The organism is Amycolatopsis albidoflavus (genome assembly GCF_039525725.1).
Lineage (GTDB): Bacteria > Actinomycetota > Actinomycetes > Mycobacteriales > Pseudonocardiaceae > Amycolatopsis > Amycolatopsis albidoflava.
In genome coordinates this window covers 286,512-304,478 of record NZ_BAAAHV010000017.1, presented here as the reverse complement: position 1 = coordinate 304,478, position 17,967 = coordinate 286,512, and the positions used below count along the sequence as shown (strand labels likewise).

The 17,967-nt window shown below is 64.9% G+C and carries 14 protein-coding genes and 1 pseudogene; 11 read left to right on the top strand and 4 right to left on the bottom strand.

Annotated features, from left to right (window positions below):
* Positions 1–50: 50 nt before the first annotated feature.
* The gene (locus ABD156_RS28915; RefSeq protein ID WP_344280565.1) at positions 51–1,451 is read left to right on the top strand and encodes a sigma-70 family RNA polymerase sigma factor; all 1,401 of its coding nucleotides are present in this window, start codon (positions 51–53) and stop codon (positions 1,449–1,451) included.
* Between the two features lie 47 nt (positions 1,452–1,498).
* On the opposite strand, the gene ABD156_RS28910 is transcribed toward ABD156_RS28915, so the two are convergent.
* The gene (locus tag ABD156_RS28910; protein WP_344280562.1) at positions 1,499–3,334 is read right to left on the bottom strand and encodes a hypothetical protein; all 1,836 of its coding nucleotides are present in this window, start codon (positions 3,332–3,334) and stop codon (positions 1,499–1,501) included.
* A 480-nt stretch (positions 3,335–3,814) separates the two neighbouring features.
* Here ABD156_RS28910 and ABD156_RS28905 point away from each other — a divergent pair, with 480 nt between their 5' ends.
* The 8 genes from ABD156_RS28905 to ABD156_RS28870 are packed head-to-tail and all read left to right on the top strand — an operon-like array spanning position 3,815 to position 13,335.
* Positions 3,815–5,776, top strand: a complete 1,962-nt coding sequence (locus tag ABD156_RS28905; RefSeq protein WP_344280559.1) for a KAP family P-loop NTPase fold protein — start codon at positions 3,815–3,817, stop codon at positions 5,774–5,776.
* Positions 5,776–6,513: a hypothetical protein gene (locus ABD156_RS28900; protein ID WP_344280556.1), complete on the top strand. Its 738-nt coding sequence runs from the start codon at positions 5,776–5,778 to the stop codon at positions 6,511–6,513. Before ABD156_RS28905 ends, ABD156_RS28900 begins: the two co-directional genes overlap by 1 nt.
* Complete coding sequence (gene qatC / locus ABD156_RS28895) at positions 6,510–7,880, top strand: Qat anti-phage system QueC-like protein QatC (protein ID WP_344280553.1); 1,371 nt, start codon at positions 6,510–6,512, stop codon at positions 7,878–7,880. The genes ABD156_RS28900 and qatC overlap by 4 nt, the downstream gene beginning before the upstream one ends.
* Positions 7,877–8,635 carry a TatD family hydrolase gene (locus tag ABD156_RS28890; protein ID WP_344280550.1) on the top strand — a complete coding sequence of 253 codons (759 nt, stop codon included), beginning with the start codon at positions 7,877–7,879 and terminating at the stop codon, positions 8,633–8,635. Before qatC ends, ABD156_RS28890 begins: the two co-directional genes overlap by 4 nt.
* A gap of 19 nt (positions 8,636–8,654) precedes the next feature.
* Positions 8,655–9,791: an AbiJ-related protein gene (locus ABD156_RS28885; RefSeq protein WP_344281240.1), complete on the top strand. Its 1,137-nt coding sequence runs from the start codon at positions 8,655–8,657 to the stop codon at positions 9,789–9,791.
* A 50-nt stretch (positions 9,792–9,841) separates the two neighbouring features.
* Positions 9,842–12,412 (top strand): serine protease, encoded by a 2,571-nt coding sequence (locus ABD156_RS28880; protein WP_344280547.1) that lies wholly within the window; start codon positions 9,842–9,844, stop codon positions 12,410–12,412.
* A gap of 28 nt (positions 12,413–12,440) precedes the next feature.
* Positions 12,441–12,746, top strand: a complete 306-nt coding sequence (locus tag ABD156_RS28875; RefSeq protein ID WP_344280544.1) for a trypco2 family protein — start codon at positions 12,441–12,443, stop codon at positions 12,744–12,746.
* The gene (locus ABD156_RS28870; protein WP_344280540.1) at positions 12,700–13,335 is read left to right on the top strand and encodes a hypothetical protein; all 636 of its coding nucleotides are present in this window, start codon (positions 12,700–12,702) and stop codon (positions 13,333–13,335) included. The genes ABD156_RS28875 and ABD156_RS28870 overlap by 47 nt, the downstream gene beginning before the upstream one ends.
* A gap of 81 nt (positions 13,336–13,416) precedes the next feature.
* Here ABD156_RS28870 and ABD156_RS28865 read toward each other — a convergent pair whose 3' ends face one another.
* The 3 genes from ABD156_RS28865 to ABD156_RS28855 all read right to left on the bottom strand — a co-directional run bounded on the left by ABD156_RS28865 (position 13,417) and on the right by ABD156_RS28855 (position 15,725).
* The gene (locus ABD156_RS28865; RefSeq protein ID WP_344280537.1) at positions 13,417–14,220 is read right to left on the bottom strand and encodes a hypothetical protein; all 804 of its coding nucleotides are present in this window, start codon (positions 14,218–14,220) and stop codon (positions 13,417–13,419) included.
* A 237-nt stretch (positions 14,221–14,457) separates the two neighbouring features.
* Complete coding sequence (locus ABD156_RS28860) at positions 14,458–15,252, bottom strand: hypothetical protein (RefSeq protein ID WP_377925991.1); 795 nt, start codon at positions 15,250–15,252, stop codon at positions 14,458–14,460.
* Positions 15,253–15,266: 14 nt separating this feature from the next.
* Positions 15,267–15,725, bottom strand: coding sequence for a hypothetical protein (locus ABD156_RS28855; protein ID WP_344280531.1), 459 nt, complete (start codon positions 15,723–15,725; stop codon positions 15,267–15,269).
* Between the two features lie 1,048 nt (positions 15,726–16,773).
* Here ABD156_RS28855 and ABD156_RS28850 point away from each other — a divergent pair.
* Positions 16,774–17,371 (top strand): annotated as a pseudogene (locus ABD156_RS28850) (transposase); the annotation flags it as partial.
* A gap of 234 nt (positions 17,372–17,605) precedes the next feature.
* Entirely contained in the window at positions 17,606–17,941 is a 336-nt protein-coding gene (locus ABD156_RS28845) for a transposase (RefSeq protein ID WP_344280528.1), read from the top strand.
* Positions 17,942–17,967: the final 26 nt, after the last annotated feature.

Here is a 17,967-nt window from a genome sequence, read left to right as displayed (position 1 = left end):
CCGTGCAATGTCGGCGGCTTGCTGGCCGGTCAGCACCCGCACCCTGCAACGTGGTCGATGGCGTGCCGCAGCTCGCGTTTGCGCCTGCAGTTTCGTCTTCGGTCACCCTCCTTGGAGGCGGAGGGAGTACTCGATGTGTTGCTGGTCGTGGCGCTCGGAACGAAATCAGCCGCGACTGTCGTGATGTAGGTATGACTCAGATCGACGATCGGGCAGACCAGCGGACGGCGGAGGACAAGGTGGGCGAGGAGCGCAAGCCAACCGCGGCGGAAATGCTGGCGTGGCGCCGTGACAACGTGCTTCTTCCCGACGAGGCGGCGACCCCGGAAGAGTTCCCGTGCCTGACCAACATGTCGGCCGGGTTCCTGTTCAGTGGTGTGGTCCGTCCACTGGAACCGGCTCCGCCGGAGTACGTAGCGCTCGCCATGCCCCACACCTCGGACCTGGAACTAGTCGGCGCGGTTGGGCAATGGAACCTCCTGTGGGAGTCTGCGCAGTTCCGGCGCCGTTTCTTCGACTTTGATGACATGCCGGAGCCAATCGCCAAGATCGCGGACCTCGGCGACGTCAACGTGACGTTCGTGCCGCGCACTCGGTCGCGGTACTTCGAGTACGCGCCCCTGCTGCACATGCTGCCCAAGCCGGTCGTGGACATGTTCGGACTGCCGACGCTACGTGGCGGCCAGTGGCCGTTCTTGGCTGACCACGCGGGCATCGACGAGTTCCTGCCGGCCGATTTCGAAGCCCGGCTTGCCCGCGCTTGGGCATCGACCGTGTGGCCGCACCTGATCTCGGGATCGAAGATGAAGGCGTTCTCGGCCGATGACCCGATCCGGCTGCTGGCCCACAACCTGGACTTCTGGGTGCCCGCGGTCACCGCCACCATCCAGGACCGACTGCGTGACTTCCCCGAGGTCGACAAGGGCAAGACTCCCGGTCCGGTCACCCTGGAGGATGGCAGCGTTCTCACCGGGGCCGTAGCCGGCAACCCCCGGATGGGCGGACCGGTGTGGTTCGGCGAGGACGATGCCCACGACGCGGTGGTCGAGACCGTGGAGGCCGCCGACCAGACTGGCCGCCTGCGCAGCATCGTGGACGCAGTCCGCTCGCACAGGATCGAGGACGACTTTTCCAGCCACTGGTCGTACGCGCGGGAAGACTTCGAACGCAAGCTGCACGGCAAGCGACGCAAGGTCACCGTGAAGTTCGTTGAGTTGACCGACACCACGCCGGTTCAAGGTCCGGAGAGCGAGGTGCTGGGCAACTTGGTCACCAACGACTTCCTCGCGCTCTTGGACGCCAGGAACCGGGAGATCGTGGTGCTGCTCAACAGCGGCATGACCAGCAAGACCGAGATCGCGGACATACTCGGGTACGCCAGCCACAGCGCCGTCTCGAAGCGCCTGGCGCAGATCCGCAGAGCCGCGGTCGAGCACTTCGACGAGAACTGAACTGCCTCACGAGAATTCCGTGCGTCAGCCAGTCGAGTCGGGCTCAACTACTTCACGCTCGGCGGGCGGACGACCAGCCCGAAGTCGGCGGCCATCCGGTCCAGCGCCTGATGGATCCACTTGTCGACGTCCTCGCCTGATAGCCCTAGGGGAGTAGTAATGGCCACGGATAGATCTCGGGATTGCCTACTGCGTGGAGTGCCAAGACGAGACAGGTCGACCATGTCCAAGGGCCTGACAGTCCGATCTGTTCCTCCGTTTTCCGGACGTTCGCTCTGGATGTAGAACTCCAGGCGCGGTGCGCCGGCAGGCGGTGTATGGATCAGGTCGTCCAAGGCTGCCAGCGGCATCACCATCGTGGCGACGTGCCAGGCTTGTGTGAAGAACTCAATCAACTCGGTCATCGTGATTCGAAGAGCGGCGGGAATCTGCGCGGGAGCAGTCGGTTCCGTATTGGGTCCTAGCGCCGTGAAGTCGACGCGCAGGTCAACCACAGTCCGCAATTCCGTGGTGTAGCCGTCGGGCAGCACCATGTACAAGCAAATCGACACTGCCGGGCGGGCATCGACGCCGGGCACACTGAGGTGATACGCGCTGAACCGGCTGTTGTTGTGACCGTCAGATTCGTCGATCTCTTGCCAGTCCACCCCGGCGGCGTCGAGTCCATATCGGTCTGCAAGGCGACGGCAAACCTCACCCATTCCGGTCTGCTGTAGGACGGTCAGCATCTTCACCCGACCGGGGTCGGTGATTGCCCAGTCCTCCACTGCCAGCGGGATTCGTCCGGCAACTCGTAGCCGAAGGTCCCGCTTGTCCGACAAGCTCGTCCAGGAGTCCTTGTCTCGGGTCGCTTCGCTGTCCAAGACGATCTCCGTCTGCCACACCGGGGTCTCGCCGGGCCGGCGAATCAGGCGGCCACGACCCTTACGCCCCCACTGCCCGCCCACCAGTTCGATCACCTGGCGGTCCGAGCCGATGAATGGATCAGGGTCGGCGCGGTTGACGGCCGGAAAACCAATCCCGATCGTCCCGGAATTTGGCAGCCCGCCTCCGATCGCCTGCAGGTCGTCCCATATGGTGCGAGCGACGGCTGAAGCAGGCTTTCCGGGCAATTCGACCAGTACCGTGGGCTCGCCACGAGGTCCGCCAGCGAAGTGCTGAACCCAGCCCGGCCCGGCTTCCTGTACTTCCCCCATCGCCTCGCCTAGACGGTCGGCGCCTCCGGCCACGTCATAGACGGGTTGGAAGGTCGCTTCGCGTCCGGGCTGGCCAGGGCGAAACTGCGGACCGGCAAGAACGACATCGACTCGCGAAGGAGCGGGAGGTGCAGTGAGACGATCATGCATCGCCGCCAGCACCTCGTTCGGCGTGATCAAGGCTCTGAACGCCCGCCTGACGTCGGGGTAGCTGTCGAGCAAGGTGGAGACGGCGGTCCCGTCCCAGACTGCCCAGTCCTTCAGACCCAGCGCTGTCGCGTAGCTTCGGATCAACGCGTCGATTTGATCTTTCCCGCCCTGCCCAGGGACAGCAGAGAGTGATACGTTGGTCACGAAAATCAGATATTCGGGCACCCGACCATTGAGTACACGCTTCTTGCTGGGGTTGGACCACGCCTTCAGTTCGGCGGTGACCTGCTGTCGCAGCCACGCCGTATCCGATCCGGTCCCCATGATCTTCGCCTTGTACTTGGCCTGTAGGACGCCGTAGCCGTCCCAGGGTTCGGTGGAGTTTGGATACGGCAGCCGGCCGCGGAAGGTCGCTTCGCGCCCTCCATCCGGTCCTTCGCCGAACACCTCAACGCCCGGCCCTAGGACACGGACGGCCAGCGCCTGACTCAGGCGCTCGAAGCCCTGCGGACCAAGCCCGCTCAGGTCGTCTACCACCCATTGATCCTCGCCGATCGCAGTACTAAGACCGCATCGGCCCTCGTCTTGGTCCCCTCGTGATCACGCTGGCGCCCGGAATGAGCATGAACTTTCCCGCCCGGAGTCCGGGAAGTCTGTGCGCCCATCCGCCGGGATCGCGGCACACCGGTTCGGCGCAGGGCTGCACTTCGTTGACCGGCTGGGTCCATCCAGGATCCTGCAACGACGCGAGTAAACGGCCGCACCAGGGATGCACCAGGCAGCTGCATCGTGATCACAACGCACCGGTCAAGCCTTGGTAACCGACAGTAACGGTATGTGGTTGTCGCCGACACGCCTGTCAGATGACCATCGACGCTGATCGCCGATCTATCCTCGATGTTCGCCTTCGGCCGGCGGCCACCGAGGAGCGGATAGTCAAGCTGCCGCGTCGGACGGAGCGAAGCGATGTGGGCGGACAACGAAACCGAGGTTGATCTTCTCGGCTTCGACTTCCTGGTGGACACCCTGTTCGTGGCGCTCACCGAGCCGCGCCTGCTCCCGCTGACGGTGGGCCTGCTTGGGGACTGGGGCTCTGGGAAGAGCAGCCTGATGCGGATCACCCGGCAGGAGCTGCTGAAGATCCGTGACGGCGAGAAGTTGCCGTCACGGTATGTGTGCGTCGAGTTCAGTCCCTGGCAGTACGAGGACTACGACGACGTCAAGGTCGCGCTGATGACGACCGTGCTCGACGCGGTCGGCCAACGGGTCGCCCCCGACGAGCAGGAACATGTGTCCAGGCTCCGTAGGTTTGCCCAGGGCTTCGGCCGGTGGGGGCGCAGGGGCGGACGGGTCGCGGTAGCCGGCGCCCAGACCGCGGCTCCCTTCGTGATCCAGGCGATGGATCCGAGCATCGATCCGCAGGTCCTGGACGTGACGAAGGCCGCGGTGAACGCCGTGGCGAGTGAGGCCAACAAGCTGCTGGAGGATCCCAAGACCAAGCAGGCCGCGTCGGGTAACGACACGGCCGAGGCGATCGCGGATGCGGGGCGGTTCCGGGCTGAGTTCGCGAAGGTCGTCATGACGTTGGAAGACGTGGATGCCGTAGTGGTGTTCATCGACGACCTCGACCGGTGCTTGCCCGAGACCGTGGTGGACACGTTCGAGGCGATCCGGTTGTTCCTCAACACTCCCAAGACTGCCTACGTCATGGCGGCCAACCAGGCGGTTGTCGAGTCCGCGATCGACTCGCGCTATCCGCAGTTGCGCCGGCCCGACGGCGCTGGGATCGGTGCCGACTACCTGGAGAAGATGCTGCAGCTCAAGGTGGCCATCCCGCCGCTGGCCGCTCCGGAGGCCGACACCTACGTCAACCTGCTGCTGGCCGAGCTGCGCCTCGACAACGAACAGTTCGCCAAGGTCTTGGACGAGACCCGCCGCCGCCGCGAAGCCGGGAACCTGCAGGTCGCGTTCAACGTCGGCGTGGCCGGGGAGGTCCTCGGCAACGTGCCGGACGACCTGGTGCGCGACCTGAACTGGGCGGCGAGCATCGCCCAGGTCCTCGGGGGCGGGCTGCGCGGGAACCCGAGGCAGCTCAAGCGGTTCCTCAACAACCTGCTGCTCAAGCACCGCAGCGCGCAGCGCCGGAAGATCGCCCTTGACCTGCCGGTACTAGCCAAGCTCATGGTCCTGGAGGAACAACACTTCAGCGACTTCCAGCGGCTGTTCGACTGGCAACTCACCTCGCCCGGCCCGATCCCTGAGCTTGCGGCTGCGGAGGCCATCGCACGGGCTGGAGCGACCATCTCTGAACCGAACAACGAGAGGGACACGCCTCGGCCTGACGAGAACGAGACCGCCGACGGGTCTTCGGGCGCCCGCCGATCCCCGGCCGGCAAGCGGGGGCGGAGGGCTTCACAACAGCCGCCGGTCGCCGAAGATGTGCGGGCGTGGGCGGACAAATCGCACGTGCGCGCGTGGCTGGGGTTGGAGCCTCCGCTCGGTGAGTTGGACCTGAGACCGTACTTCACCTACTCCCGCGACAAACTCGCATTCGGCGTCGCCGTCACTCGGCTTCCTCCCCACCTGCAGGAACTACTCACCAGGGTGCAGACCGAGGTTGCCGGAGCGCGCCGACTCGCCTGTGACGAGATCGCAAAGCTGCCTGACGACGAGCGTGCCCAGCTCGTGGAAGCGCTGGTGGAGGTACTGACGCGTCGACCAGGCGGACCGGCCTTCGTTGCCGCGCTCGAACTCGCTGAGCGGGCACCCGACACCCTGTCAGGCATCTGCGACGCCCTCATGCGGATCCCACCCGCGGCCGTCCCGCCTGCGCAGGCCGGGAACGCCGTTCGTCGCCTCCCTGCCAATCATCCGACAGTGTCCACGCTGCTGGACCAGTGGGAAAACAGCGACGTCCCCGGTCTGAGGACCATGATCAGCACCGCCCGCGAAGCACAACGACTCAGCGGCCGGCGCTGATGGGGACCTCGGCCGATCGCACCGCGGGCAGCGGCGGAGCGTGGACTCCGCTCAAACACGCCACCGCGTCCTACGTGCGCGGGCTGACCTCCGGATCTCCGAGCACTCGCACGTATGCCCAGCGAGTGCTCGCTCGCCACGTTCCCGTGTTGGGTGGAGCTGGCGGTGCCGCAGCAGGCGCCCGTGCCGGACGCAGTGGCGTCCAGCGCCTCGGCGCCTTGCTCGCTGGTGTCGGCGGAACCGGGCTCGAAAACACACTGACCTCGCTGGGACTGGACACTCTCGTTGGCCGGACCCGGTTCGACGTCCTGGATGAACTGATCACCTTCATCGCGGGAGACGGCGATGACCTGGACTCCCAAGCTGCTCGCGACGCCGCGTGCGACGTGCTGGACGAGGTCTTCGGCGACGCCGACACGTGGACCGAGTTGACCGACACCGCTGAGACGGCCGTCTCGCGGGAGAACCTGCCCACCCTGCTGGAAACGTTCCTCGCCCAGTACGTCTACAACCGGGTTCCGGTCATTGCCGAACGCCTCAGCCGCATCACCGATCCGCACGCCGTGCGCCAAGCGGACGAGGAAATGCGCCAGATCATCCAGGTCCTCGTCTCACTCCGCATCCCCGACGACCCCTACGCGGTCGACTGGGCCGGCCCTGAGGGACGCCAGATCGCCGAGGACACCGTCCGCATGACGTACGAGGCCCTCCAAGGACTGGACGGAGACGCACAGTGACCACCTACCTGGTGCGCACCGATCTCACCACCTCGGTGACCGAACCCGATGATGTCCGGCTACTCGACTGGGCTCCTGCTCGGACCGCGGCCACGATCCAAACCGGCGATACCGGCCCTGAGTTCTTCGCCGGCTGGAGACCGCCCCGGCCAGCTGCCGACCTCCTCTTGCTTGGAGCAGCCGTGTACTGCGCCGACAAGACCACCCGGCGGCGTGACACATTGGACTCCTGGACGAGGGAGATCAACCTCCGGCTTCCCGTCGAAGACACTGCTGCCTGGCAAAGCGCCAGCTTTGACACGGCCCTACGGTTTCTGACCGGTGACCACTGGGAGATCAGCCCTTACAAGTCTGATCGCCACCCGCTCGGTCAAGTGGCCGGCGTTCCCCCCGCTGATCGGCCGGTTGGGCTCGACGTGGACGGCGTGTGTCTGTTTTCCGGCGGTCTCGACTCGCTGTGCGGCGTCATCGATCTTCTCGAAGAAGATCCCCGCCGTCGGCTGTGCCTGCTGTCCCACCACGAAGGCGGACAGGCATCCACCGCCCAACAGCTTCTCCTCGACGAACTGAACGAACAGTACGGCGCCGAACGCATCGTTTCTCGCCGCCTCTACCTGCGTCCCGCTCCCGCGAACAGCCATCAGGCACGCGCGCTGCCCAGGTTCCGCGAGAACACAACGCGATCTCGGTCAATACTCTTCTTGACCGCTGCCCTGGCTCTCGCTGCCGCCGAGGGAATCGAGACGCCTGTGTACGTGCCGGAGAACGGCTTCATCGGCATCAACGTGCCCCTCATCCGATCCCGCGTCGGCAGCGCGAGCACCCGCACGACCCACCCACACTTCATGAACCAACTCGGCGCCGCCGCCACCGCGATCGGCGTGCCAAACCCGGTTCTCAACCCGTACCGACTGCGTACCAAGGGCGAGATCCTCGCCGAATCCCGGAATGCCGAACTGCTGCGCCGACTGGTGCCACTCAGCGTCTCCTGCTCGCACCCCGAGACCGCCCGCTACGTCGGCCGCAAGCAAGGAAACTGCGGATACTGTTTCCCCTGCCTGATTCGCCGCGCCTCGCTGGCGCACGTCGGATGGGACGACGACGAGTACGCCTACGACGTGTTCGACGAGCACGACATCACGATCCTCCTCAACCGCCGCAGCCGCCGTGGAGCGGACCTACGGGCTGTCATAGCCGGTGCGTTCGCGGATCGACCGGATCGCGACGTCCTACGCAACGGCCCGCTCCCACAAGGCGAACGCGCAGCGTTCACAGGAGTCTGGCGACGGGGACTCGCCGAGCTTCGCGCCTGGCTAGCCAACGGAGCACGCGGCGCCCTGACCGAACTGATGGAACCGCGATCGTGACTACGCCAGCGCTGACCGACACCCACTGCCACATCGATGCCTACGACAACCCGGTCGCGGTTCTAGACGGCGCCCACGCCGCGGGAGTGCACGTGATCGCTGTGACCGAAGATCCCGGCAAGTACCGTCTCCTGCGCACCCGCCTCGGCCGTCGTGACGGCGTCGATGTCGCACTGGGCTTTCACCCGCTTCGCGCAGGAGATGCATCCCCTCATGATCTAGCTCGATTTCTCCGACTTCTGCCGCAGGCCACATGGATCGGCGAGATCGGACTTGACTTCTCCCGCGCCGGAGTCGCAACCCGAAAGCAACAGCTTCGTGTGTTCGAGGCCATCTTGGCCGACCCTCAGGTGCGAACTCGACCTGTCACCGTCCACAGCCGGGGCGCCGAGCGGGAGACCATCGCCCGACTCGCGCAAGCGCACGTGCCGGCAATCCTGCACTGGTACACCGGGCCGCTGTCGGCCGTAGACGACGCACTTACCGCAGGACTCTGGTTTTCGATCAACCCGGCCATGGTCCGGTCGAAGAAAGCCGTGCCGCTGCTCCAACGGATTCCACCGAAGCGCGTCCTGCTGGAAACCGACGGCCCCTTCGCCCGCTCCGGGAGCCGCCCAGCCGTGCCTTCCGATCTCCTCGGAACACTCGATCACCTCGCACGACTCTGGGGCATGTCGACCGATGAAGCGCGAAAGGCGATTGCACAGAACGAACAGCGACTTCGCTGCACGGCCAGCGAGCCGCCGCCAGCCTGACTGACGACCTCTTCACAGCCTGCAGCCGACTCCCAGGAGGTACACCATCGCCACGGCGAGCCGCATCACCGATGTCACCCGGCGGCGCCTCGTCGAGGGTCTCGCCGCCACGGCCTGGTACGGCGTGCTCAACGAAGCGGAGTTCCTCGGGCGCCTCTACGACCTGGACACGCTGCCCACCACAGATTTCCGGTCCACGCAGTTCCCCACGGCGCGGGAGGACATCATTCAGCACTGCATCGCCAACCTGGACTGGCCCGACGACTGGATCTTCGACGACGAGCGGTTCGGCTTGGCCGACAGCGATGACGCGCTCCTGCGGTTCCTGGCCGAGATGCTGCACCCAGCGGTCCGGACGAACCTTGCCGAAGTCGAGCAGTTGCACGACTTCCTCAACCAGACACTGGTTCACGACGGCTACGAGATCGTCCAGGTCGACGCCATCAGCGGTGCGCCCGTCTTTGCCGGCCGCAGGATCGGCACTGGTGTGTCCGGCTCTATGAAGAACCTGATCTTCGCCGCGGACGGCCCCAAACCGGAGATCGTGTTCACCGATGCGCTCAACAATGACGTCCAGGTGGTCAGGAACGAACAGTTCTGCCTCATCTACGACCGGCCGCTAGCGGCGCACGGCCTCACCTGGACTGATCTGACCAGGTGGTGGGCCGAGTGCGAAGGGCTGACGGCGGAACCTCCACGCGAGGTCTCGCGCAGCTTGTACCGGCGGCTCGACCGCTCACTGGGCGACAACGACGCGGAGCGGCGGATCCTGCGTGCATACGCTGAGCGCTACGTCCGGCTTGGTGACGACATTCCGGCTCTGCTCCCGCAGGTGTACCTCCACTACGACCCGTACACCCGAGCACGCCATGTTCCAGGTGATGCGCCCTTGCCCCGCCAGCGCATGGACTTCCTGCTGCTCCTGCCACAGCGAATCCGCATCGTGATCGAATGCGACGGCCGGCAGCACTACGCAGACGAGTCCGGGCGCTCCGACCCGCAGCGGTACGCCGAGATGGTCGCCGAGGACCGCGACCTGCGGCTTTGCGGCTATGAGGTCTATCGCTTCGGCGGCGCCGAGCTCGCCGAGGGCCCGGCAACGGAGAAGCGGCTTGCCGCGTTCTTCGACCGGCTAGCCGAGCGCTACTCCACCTGACACCGCAGCTCCTGCCGAATCGCCTGGCTAGCTCACCCGCGTCCGATTGGGTGAAGACTGCGCTGATCTGTATCCATCGCGAGGTTCCCTGTTCTTCTATCGGTGCTGATCTTGTCGTCGTGAGTCACCTGAATCTGAGCGTGACCCTGCAGCCTGTTGGAGGTCTGTTCGTGCCGCGGACCGCACACCGCGTGGTGATGGTGCGTTCGTCCCAGGGCGGTTCGGGCTACCGGATCTCCGACGACCTGGTTCTCACAGCGGCACACGTCGTGGGTGAGTCTGGCGAAGTCAAACTCTTCGACACCGACAACTGGCTGCCATTTCGGCGAGTATGGTACGACGACGACCTGGACGTCGCCCTGCTGAAACTAGAGGCGATCGGCCTTCCTACTGTCTCGCCAGCTCGATGGGGCCTGCTGAGTTCTGCGGCACCGCGGGTACCGGTAGAGGCCCACGGGTTCCCGACTTTTCAAGCGCTCGGCGCGGACGCTCCTCGTGACTACGAGCAGATTGACGGGCATGTGAATCCGCTGTCGGGAGCTGCACGACGCCAGTTTCACATCAGCGTCGACAGCAAGCTGTGGCGGACGGGGCCGCATCCATGGCCGGGTATGTCCGGCGCGCCGGTGCTGTGCCATGGCCGGCTCATCGGTGTGATCACTGAGACCGTGGGCGACTCGAACCGCCTCGCCGCCACTCCGATCACCGAGTTCATCTTCGGCAAGGAGGTGCAGCAGGCACTTCGGGCAAGCGTGCAGCACGATCCGATCGTCGAACCCGCCGACCTCGAAGGTATCATCAGCGTCAACTTGCCGTGGCAGAAGCCCCGTTCGTGGGTTTCGCTCCTTCGGCCTACTGCTGACGTCCTGCCGTACCGCTCGCAGGGCAACGACCTCGTCGACCTCTTTGACTGGGCGTCGCAGGCCGGCTTCGGCGCCTGCCTCCTACACGGCGCCACAGGCGTCGGGAAGACCCGGCTCGCCCACGAGCTGGTGCGTGCCGTGGCCAAGCGCGGTGGCGCCGCCGCGTTCGTTGATGAGTTCGACGCCATGAGCCCCGAAGCCCGAGACAGCCTCCTTCGGCTGACCCGTTTGCGCCAACCAACGCTCGTGGTGATCGACTACGCCGAGACCAAACCCGACGTGATCGGCCCCTTGATCGAACACCTGTCGCGTAACGAGGACGAGGAGCTACCGGTAAAACTCCTGCTCCTGGCACGGTCAGCAGGAACCTGGTGGGACCTGATGCGCACCCGGAGCAGCCTGCTCGAAGACGTCCTCCACGATGCTCGCGCACATCAGGTGGACGTCGAGCCGTTATCAACCGAACAGCAAGTCAGGCTGTTCAGCGAGGCCGTACGCGGCTTCGCCGCGCGCCTTCCAAGCATCCGTGAATGCGCAGGACGGGACTGGCCAGGTATCGCACAACGTGTCGCAGCAGGCGCAGCACTCCCCGCCACGGTGAACGGCTCTCCGATGTCCTGCCAGGTAGCGGCTTTGACGGCGCTGCTCGCCGCTGGATCAATGGGCGATGAGGTCGTCGCACAGTCCACGCGAGATCAATTGCTGGCGCACGAACGCCGGTACTGGCTGCGTGTCGCACAGGAACTGGGCTTCGACAAGTTCCCCGAAGGGCTTCTCGACGACCTGGTGGCGCTTGTGTGCTTGTACGGTGCCCGCACAAGAGCCGACGCTCTCGCTGTCCTCGCCCGCTACGCCAACAGAGACGAACCGGAATCGCTAGGCCGCATCGCCGATTTTCTCGGTCAGATACTCGGCCGTCCATCGGACGGGTACTGGCAACCGGTGCACCCCAGCTCGGTCGCTGAACATCTTGTGGTCGAACGGATTCGCGCCCAGCCGTGGGTGATCATCGGTATCCTTCCCCATGTACGCGATTACCAGCTGGTGCACGCGTTAACGTTGCTCAGCCGCGCGGCGCCGACCGACAAAGTCCTGTGGGGTCACGTTGCGAGTGTGGCGAAGAAACATCGGCAGCGTATGCCTTTCGAGCTGCTCGCCGGCGCCGCGGTGGCGGTGCCCGATTCCCGTGGCATCGCTGCGGTCATCGCCGAGGCACATCGCGAACTGCGTCCCGATCAACAGGCAGTTCTGGTGGCGTTCAGCGGCGAAACACCAACCGAGCAGGCCCGGCGCGACCTGTGGAACCTCTACTCGCAGGCGTACTCAAACCTTCCAGAGGCTCAACTTCGGAGAGCGGCCAGCAGGATCGCGAGCATCCAGGAGCTGCTCAACATTGTCCGGCCTGGGTTGACCAACGGAATCGGCGCGGGGATGGAGATGCTTCCACTGGTGTCCGATGATCTGGACACGCTGTACCGCGCGTTCGCCGAAGGCGGAGAGTTCGCCGAGGCCACCGGTCGCGGCGGCCACGGATACAACGAGTACGCGATGGAAACTACGAGAAGAGCCCGTGATGCAGCAAGGCGTGTCACGGGCCGTCTCGACGAGCTTTCTCCGTATCGCAACAGTTTCAGAAAGGCCCCCGGCGTACTCGATGAACTCGGCCCTGCGTTGAGGGAGCTCGCGTCGGAGATCACCGACATTCGGCAGAGACTAGACGAACTTGCCGAGGACTTCGGTGCTGCTGGATCGGACTGACCCCTTCGGACGACAAACAGGAGTTCAAGTGCAGGAAGCATCAACCGACCTCGCCGAAGCCGTCGAGGCTGTGCGCGCCGAACTACTGCGTGCCAAAGAACTCGGCGCTGGCAGTCCCATGGAGTTCGAGGTCGGCCCAGTCGAGATGCAGTTCACCGTCGCCCTCACCCGCGAAGGCAAAGCCAACGCCGGAGTCAAGGTTTGGGTGATTGAGTCAGGCACAAGCGGCACTCTCACCGGCCAGCGAACCCATCAGGTCAAGATCACGCTGCACCCGAAGCGTCCAGATGGCCGGCCAGAACGCATCGGCGCTTCGGCTGAAGATTTCAAGTGAACGGACCTGGCGCGACATCAAGGAGGTACAGGCAGTCGTGACGGTGCAAGACGTGTATCTGCTGACGTTGCACGAGCCTTACCAGTCTCCGCAGCATCCGGTACCGATCAACGCAACGATCGTGCACGCTCTGACCCTGCTGCATCCTGTAGTGCCGCAACCCGACGGCGGCCGGATGTACCGATGCCTGACCGAGTTCCCGGGACGGACACCAGGATGCCTGGTGCCTCTGTCCACGTTGACGTACGAGCTGGACGGCGGTGCATTGTGGCATCGCATCGGCGACTGGGAGCGGGTTGTCGAAGCCGTGGCTCACGTGGCACGGAACCAGGGGTGCGATGCGATGCCGATGGGCCTGCCGCAACTGACGGCCGTCCTGGTCGGCGGTGGTCCGAACACGGTCCACGAACTGCACCATCCGGATGGCTCCCGATCCCAAGCCGGACCCGTCGACCGGCAACAACACCTGGACGAGTTGACGGGGCACATTCGCCGCTTCGTGGCGGAGGGCCCCTTTTGGCCGGGTGACAACCTCGTCGCACCGCCGCGCGAGCCTCGGACGATGCCGTACAAGCTGTACAGCTCGTAGTCGGAGTCCTTAGCCCTAGTCGTCGCGGGCACCAGGTGGGTGATCGAGTCGGGTCGTACGGGACGTGAATCGTGCTGATCGTCACCTTGTCTGGAAGAGCCACCGGTCTAGTTCTTCCCGCAGTAGCTCCTTCAGGGCAGCGGGCTCGTCGGTGTGATGAGCACCGATCCGGACGGTATGCACACCACAGCGATCCCAGTGCCGGTCACGGTCGGCGTCGTCGGCCTTCCGTGTGGTGCCGTAGTGGTGCGGTCCATCGACCTCGATCACTATCGCGCGGCCGTTGCCGACCACGACGAAATCCGGGGTGCGCACACCGGCGTCGCGCAGCTTGGCTGCTGGCAACGGCATCATTGCGATGGTTCGGTGTCGGGAGCACGCCCGCTGGAGTTCGACGAGCAACTCATAAACCACAATCTCGGCTCGACTACCGAACGTTAGCCCGTCAACTACCGGGTAGCCGCCATCAGCTCGCTCCCGACGAGCCTGGTTGCCCGGCAGAGCAACAGGTGGCCGCTCGGCTCGCGCCCGCCAGTCAGCAGCCACCTCCGGCAGCGGCGGCACTGTCGGTTCAACGACGACTCCGAACACATCGTGACGGTCGTGCTGTCGCAGCACTGGCTCCAGTTTGCTCCAGATACGGTCGACAATCTCGCTGGTGAACTCCGGAACCAACGACGGTGCCACCTCGAACACGGCCTCGTAGGTATCCGACCGCCAGTTGTCGCCAGGCATCGGGTGGAAGTACCCGCCGTCACGGCGCAGAGTCAGCTTGGCCGCCTGGACGAGGCGCTGTGCCAACTCGTCGCCAGCCTCACCAAGTAGGTGATGCGTCTGCCCGAGCACGAGGTCGAGTTCTTCAATCGCGTCGTCATCAAGACTCACGCCCTTCAGACTCTCATTCAGGAACGTTGACCCGACAGCAGGTCAGGGTTAACAGCGGCTTGGTCGGCGCGACCGTGGCAGTCGGATCGGCGCGGCTATCGTTGGTGCCGCCCCCGCAGGCTCTGGCAGCGGTGCACACGCCGGCCGTGTCGCTGGTCGTGGGAACTGCGCGCCATATTGGCGGAGCTCCGGCCTCGATCAACGCCGCGACCGCGGCTGATGTCCTGGCCTTGTACATCAGGCGGCAACAGGCTCGCCCCGCCCACCGTCTTGCGGAACGCCGCTCTGCCGCTGACCGCCTTCGCTCCGAGCCTGGAACTCGGAGCGCACGGCCTTGACCAGCCGCCGCGCCTGAGTCGCACCTATGCTCAACTGAACACGAAGCGTGTCCGCTGAAATCGGCTTCTGGTGCGCGGTTCGATGCGCAGCGTCCGCTTCCCGCGCCAATCCCAAGAGCCTCTCCGGCGAACGCTTCTGTCGCGGCAGGTGGGACCTATCCCGGTCGACTGCTCCGTCCCACTTGGTCTCACTGCTCGCCGAGCTGACTTCCGGCTTCTCTCGCATGAGCACTTCCAACTGCTCTTCAGCGACCGCACTGCGCGTGGCCGTCGAAGAACTGAAGTCACCCAGCGCCTGCAGGAAGCTGGGGCCTACTTCAGCCCAGCCGATCAAAAGGAGCGGGCCGACGGCGTCGAAAGTTGCCTTTCCGTACTCACCCGCCATAACCGGGTCGGCCACGTTCAACGCCAACGTGACCAAGCTCGCGAAGATCAGGAGTCGACGAGCCGGCCGCAGTACATCCGCAGACGCGCCTGCGAGCGCCAGATGTCGGGTGCCCAGCAGTAGACCAAGAATCGACAGATCGACCGCAGGTGCGACAAGCGGTGCGACCCAGACCGGGACTCCGAGCCGGAGCGCGAGGTTGAGGACGTTGCCGAAGCCGAACAGGAAGGTGAGTCCGACGACGACGCCCATGATCACGGTGACGGCGCGAACGACAGAAGCTCCGTCCGAACCTGATCGAGTTGGCATAACTGCTTGCCGGCTCACCGAGCACCACCTGCTTCGACGCGCGGACGCCCATGGGTGTCTCGCGTGGGGATGCCGCGTTCACGCAGCTTGTTCAGCACGGTGGTGTGGTTGACGCCCAGGTGATCGCCGACTCGCGCGAGGGACCAGCCGAGGTTGTACAAGTGGATGGCGTTGTCGACCTGTTCGGAAGAGAGGCCACTGCGACGCATCGGCACGCCGTGCCGGTGGAGGATGCTGCTGACCGTCCGCCGTTCAATGCCGAACCGGTCACCGAGTTCGTATACGGTCGCGCCGGACCGGTAGTCGGCGATCAGCTGTTCGACTTGATCGCTGCCGAGTTGCCGGGCCCGCCGCGGCCGGTCCCGCTTGCCCGACGTCGGTTCGGGTGCGTCGAGGCTGGGAAGCTTCTCGCGAAGCTGTTCGAGGGCCCTGACCTGGTCTTTTGGGTTGTAATAAGCTCCCCCAAGGTCCACCAGATGGTTCTCATTCACAACACGGCCAGCGAGGAAATTCTCGCTGGCCGTGTTGTTTCGTATGTCGTGCGTCCTGACCGTCGTGTCGTTGCAGAACGATCCACACGGTCATCGGCGCAGGGACGCGTCAGCGGCGGTCTTCGCCGTTCCGAGATCGCCTGAGACGCCCAGATCACCGTTCTCTGGCGTCGGTGGCCCTGTCGGTCCGGATCGTTGTTCTCGCGGTCAGCAATGCGGCGAACGGTTCGGTCAGCTCGGCGCGCATGACAGTGCCGTCGTTCCCGATGTACAGCTTCTCGAAGAATCCTTGGTTGATCTGGCGTCGAATCTTGTCAGGCGCAAGTAGGCCCGTTCGCAGTGACTAGCCACGTCAAGAGCTTCACCAAGGTCTCTTCCACGTCCGCCGTGGTGGTCTCCGCAGCCTTGATTTCAGTTTCAGCTTCAAGCAGCACACGCGTAAGACGCTGCATCTCCGTCGCCAGCAGATCCTGAGGAACCGCACCGGCGTAGTGGGCAGCAAGCAGCTTCTGTCGTTCGTCTTGGGCTTGTTGCTTGCGGCGCGTGCCCGTTGTAACCCTCGTGCCGCTTCGGCTTGTTCGGTTGCCAGCTCGGCGCGGACGGTCGCACGTATCTGTTCGGCGTACTCCTCCTCAATCTGGGAGCTGCCGTAGAAAGTCGCTGTCCCATCCTCGATGCGTTCCACGCTGACGGCAGGTCGACGACAGTTGTTGGCTCTCGTCTTCTTTAGGCACAGGAAGTAGCCGTAGATCTCGCCACGCCGGTCTCGATAGCGTGATAAGACCAATCGTCCTCCGCAGTCCGAGCAGTAGATCGTGCTGCGGAGGTAGTGCAAGTGGACGCGGTCCTTTTCTCCTGTGTGGTTGGGGGGGGCCGCGAGTACGTCTTGTACGGCCAGCCATGTGTTGGGTTCGACCAGTGCTTGATGTTTGCCCTCGTAGTGGATGCCTTGGTAGCTGACGACGCTCATGTAGTAGGGGTTGACGAGGGCGCGCTCCACTCGCCGGTCTAGTACTCCTGGAAGCACCACTACGGGTATCTGTGGGCGGACGGTATCCACGTCAACATCCGGCTGGAGGAACACAAACTGTGTCTTCTGGTGACGATCGGCGTGCGTGCTGATGGCCGAAAGGAGCTGGTCACGTTGACCGATGGCTACCGGGAAACGACCGAGTCGTTGGCGGATCTGCTGCGCGACCGCCGCCGGCGCGGCATGGTCGCGCCGGTCCTGGCCGTCGGTGACGGGAGCGCTGGGATTCTGGGGCGCGCTGCGCGAGGTCTTCCCAGCCACCCGCGAGCAGCGGTGTTGGTTTCCCAAGGCCGTCGCCAAGGTCGCCGACTGTGTCGAGCAGTTGCCGGCGTTCTATGACTATCTGGCCGAGCACTGGATCCACCTGCGCACGACCAACCCGATCGAGTCGACCTTCGCCACCGTCCGGCATCGCACCAAGGGCACCAAGGGGCCGGGCTCGCGGGCGCCAGGCCTGGCGAGGGCGTTCAAACTGATCGAGTCCGCGCAGGCCCGCCGGCGGGCGGTCAACGCACCCCACATGGTCGCCCTAGTCCGGGCCGGCGCGATGTTCGTCCAGGGTGTTCTGGCCGTGCGACCCGACGAGGTAGCCGCCTAAAAATCTTGATCCACAGCTATTGACTATTGCTCGCGGGGGTCGAGGCCCCTGAAGGGGAGCGACTGAGCGGTCCGCAGAGTAAAGCGAAGCCTGCGGCATAGTTTTGGCTAGGGTGCGTTTCGAGGGTTGACCAGTCGATATCCATGGTGAGGAATAGCATCGGCGTGTCGTTGATCAAATAGGTTCCGGTGGACGGGTTAACGACCAAGAAAACCGGAGACCGCCGAAGATCTCGTGGCTAGCGTAGTGCTGACGAGGCGGGCGGACCTGACCGACGCGCAGTGGGCAGCGCTGCGACCGCTGCTGCCCAATGTCAAGAAGCCAGGCCGCCCACCGACATGGATCAAACGACTGCTCGTGGACGGCATCCGCTGGCGGGTGCGCTGCCCACGCCGAGTTCGCGCGCTGCCGCCGCGCCGGTTCCCTCGGCGGCCCTGCCGCCCGCACCTGGCGCTCCGGCCGGGTTCTCCGCGCTCACCGACCGCGGCCGCGCGCCGTCCAGCCGCCAGATCTCATGCACCGCGACTCCTTTCCGCTCACTCCGACCCGGCCCGATTATTCCTGATATAGGCGAAATATTGTTTCCGGCGGTAAAG

Bases quoted from the DNA above. Each gene is read 5' to 3' on its own strand.
- ABD156_RS28900 (WP_344280556.1), top strand. From the start codon at position 5,776: ATGGGGACCTCGGCCGATCGCACCGCGGGCAGCGGCGGAGCGTGGACT.
- ABD156_RS28870 (WP_344280540.1), top strand. From the start codon at position 12,700: ATGGCCGGCCAGAACGCATCGGCGCTTCGGCTGAAGATTTCAAGTGAA.
- ABD156_RS28860 (WP_377925991.1), bottom strand. From the start codon at position 15,252: ATGCCAACTCGATCAGGTTCGGACGGAGCTTCTGTCGTTCGCGCCGTC.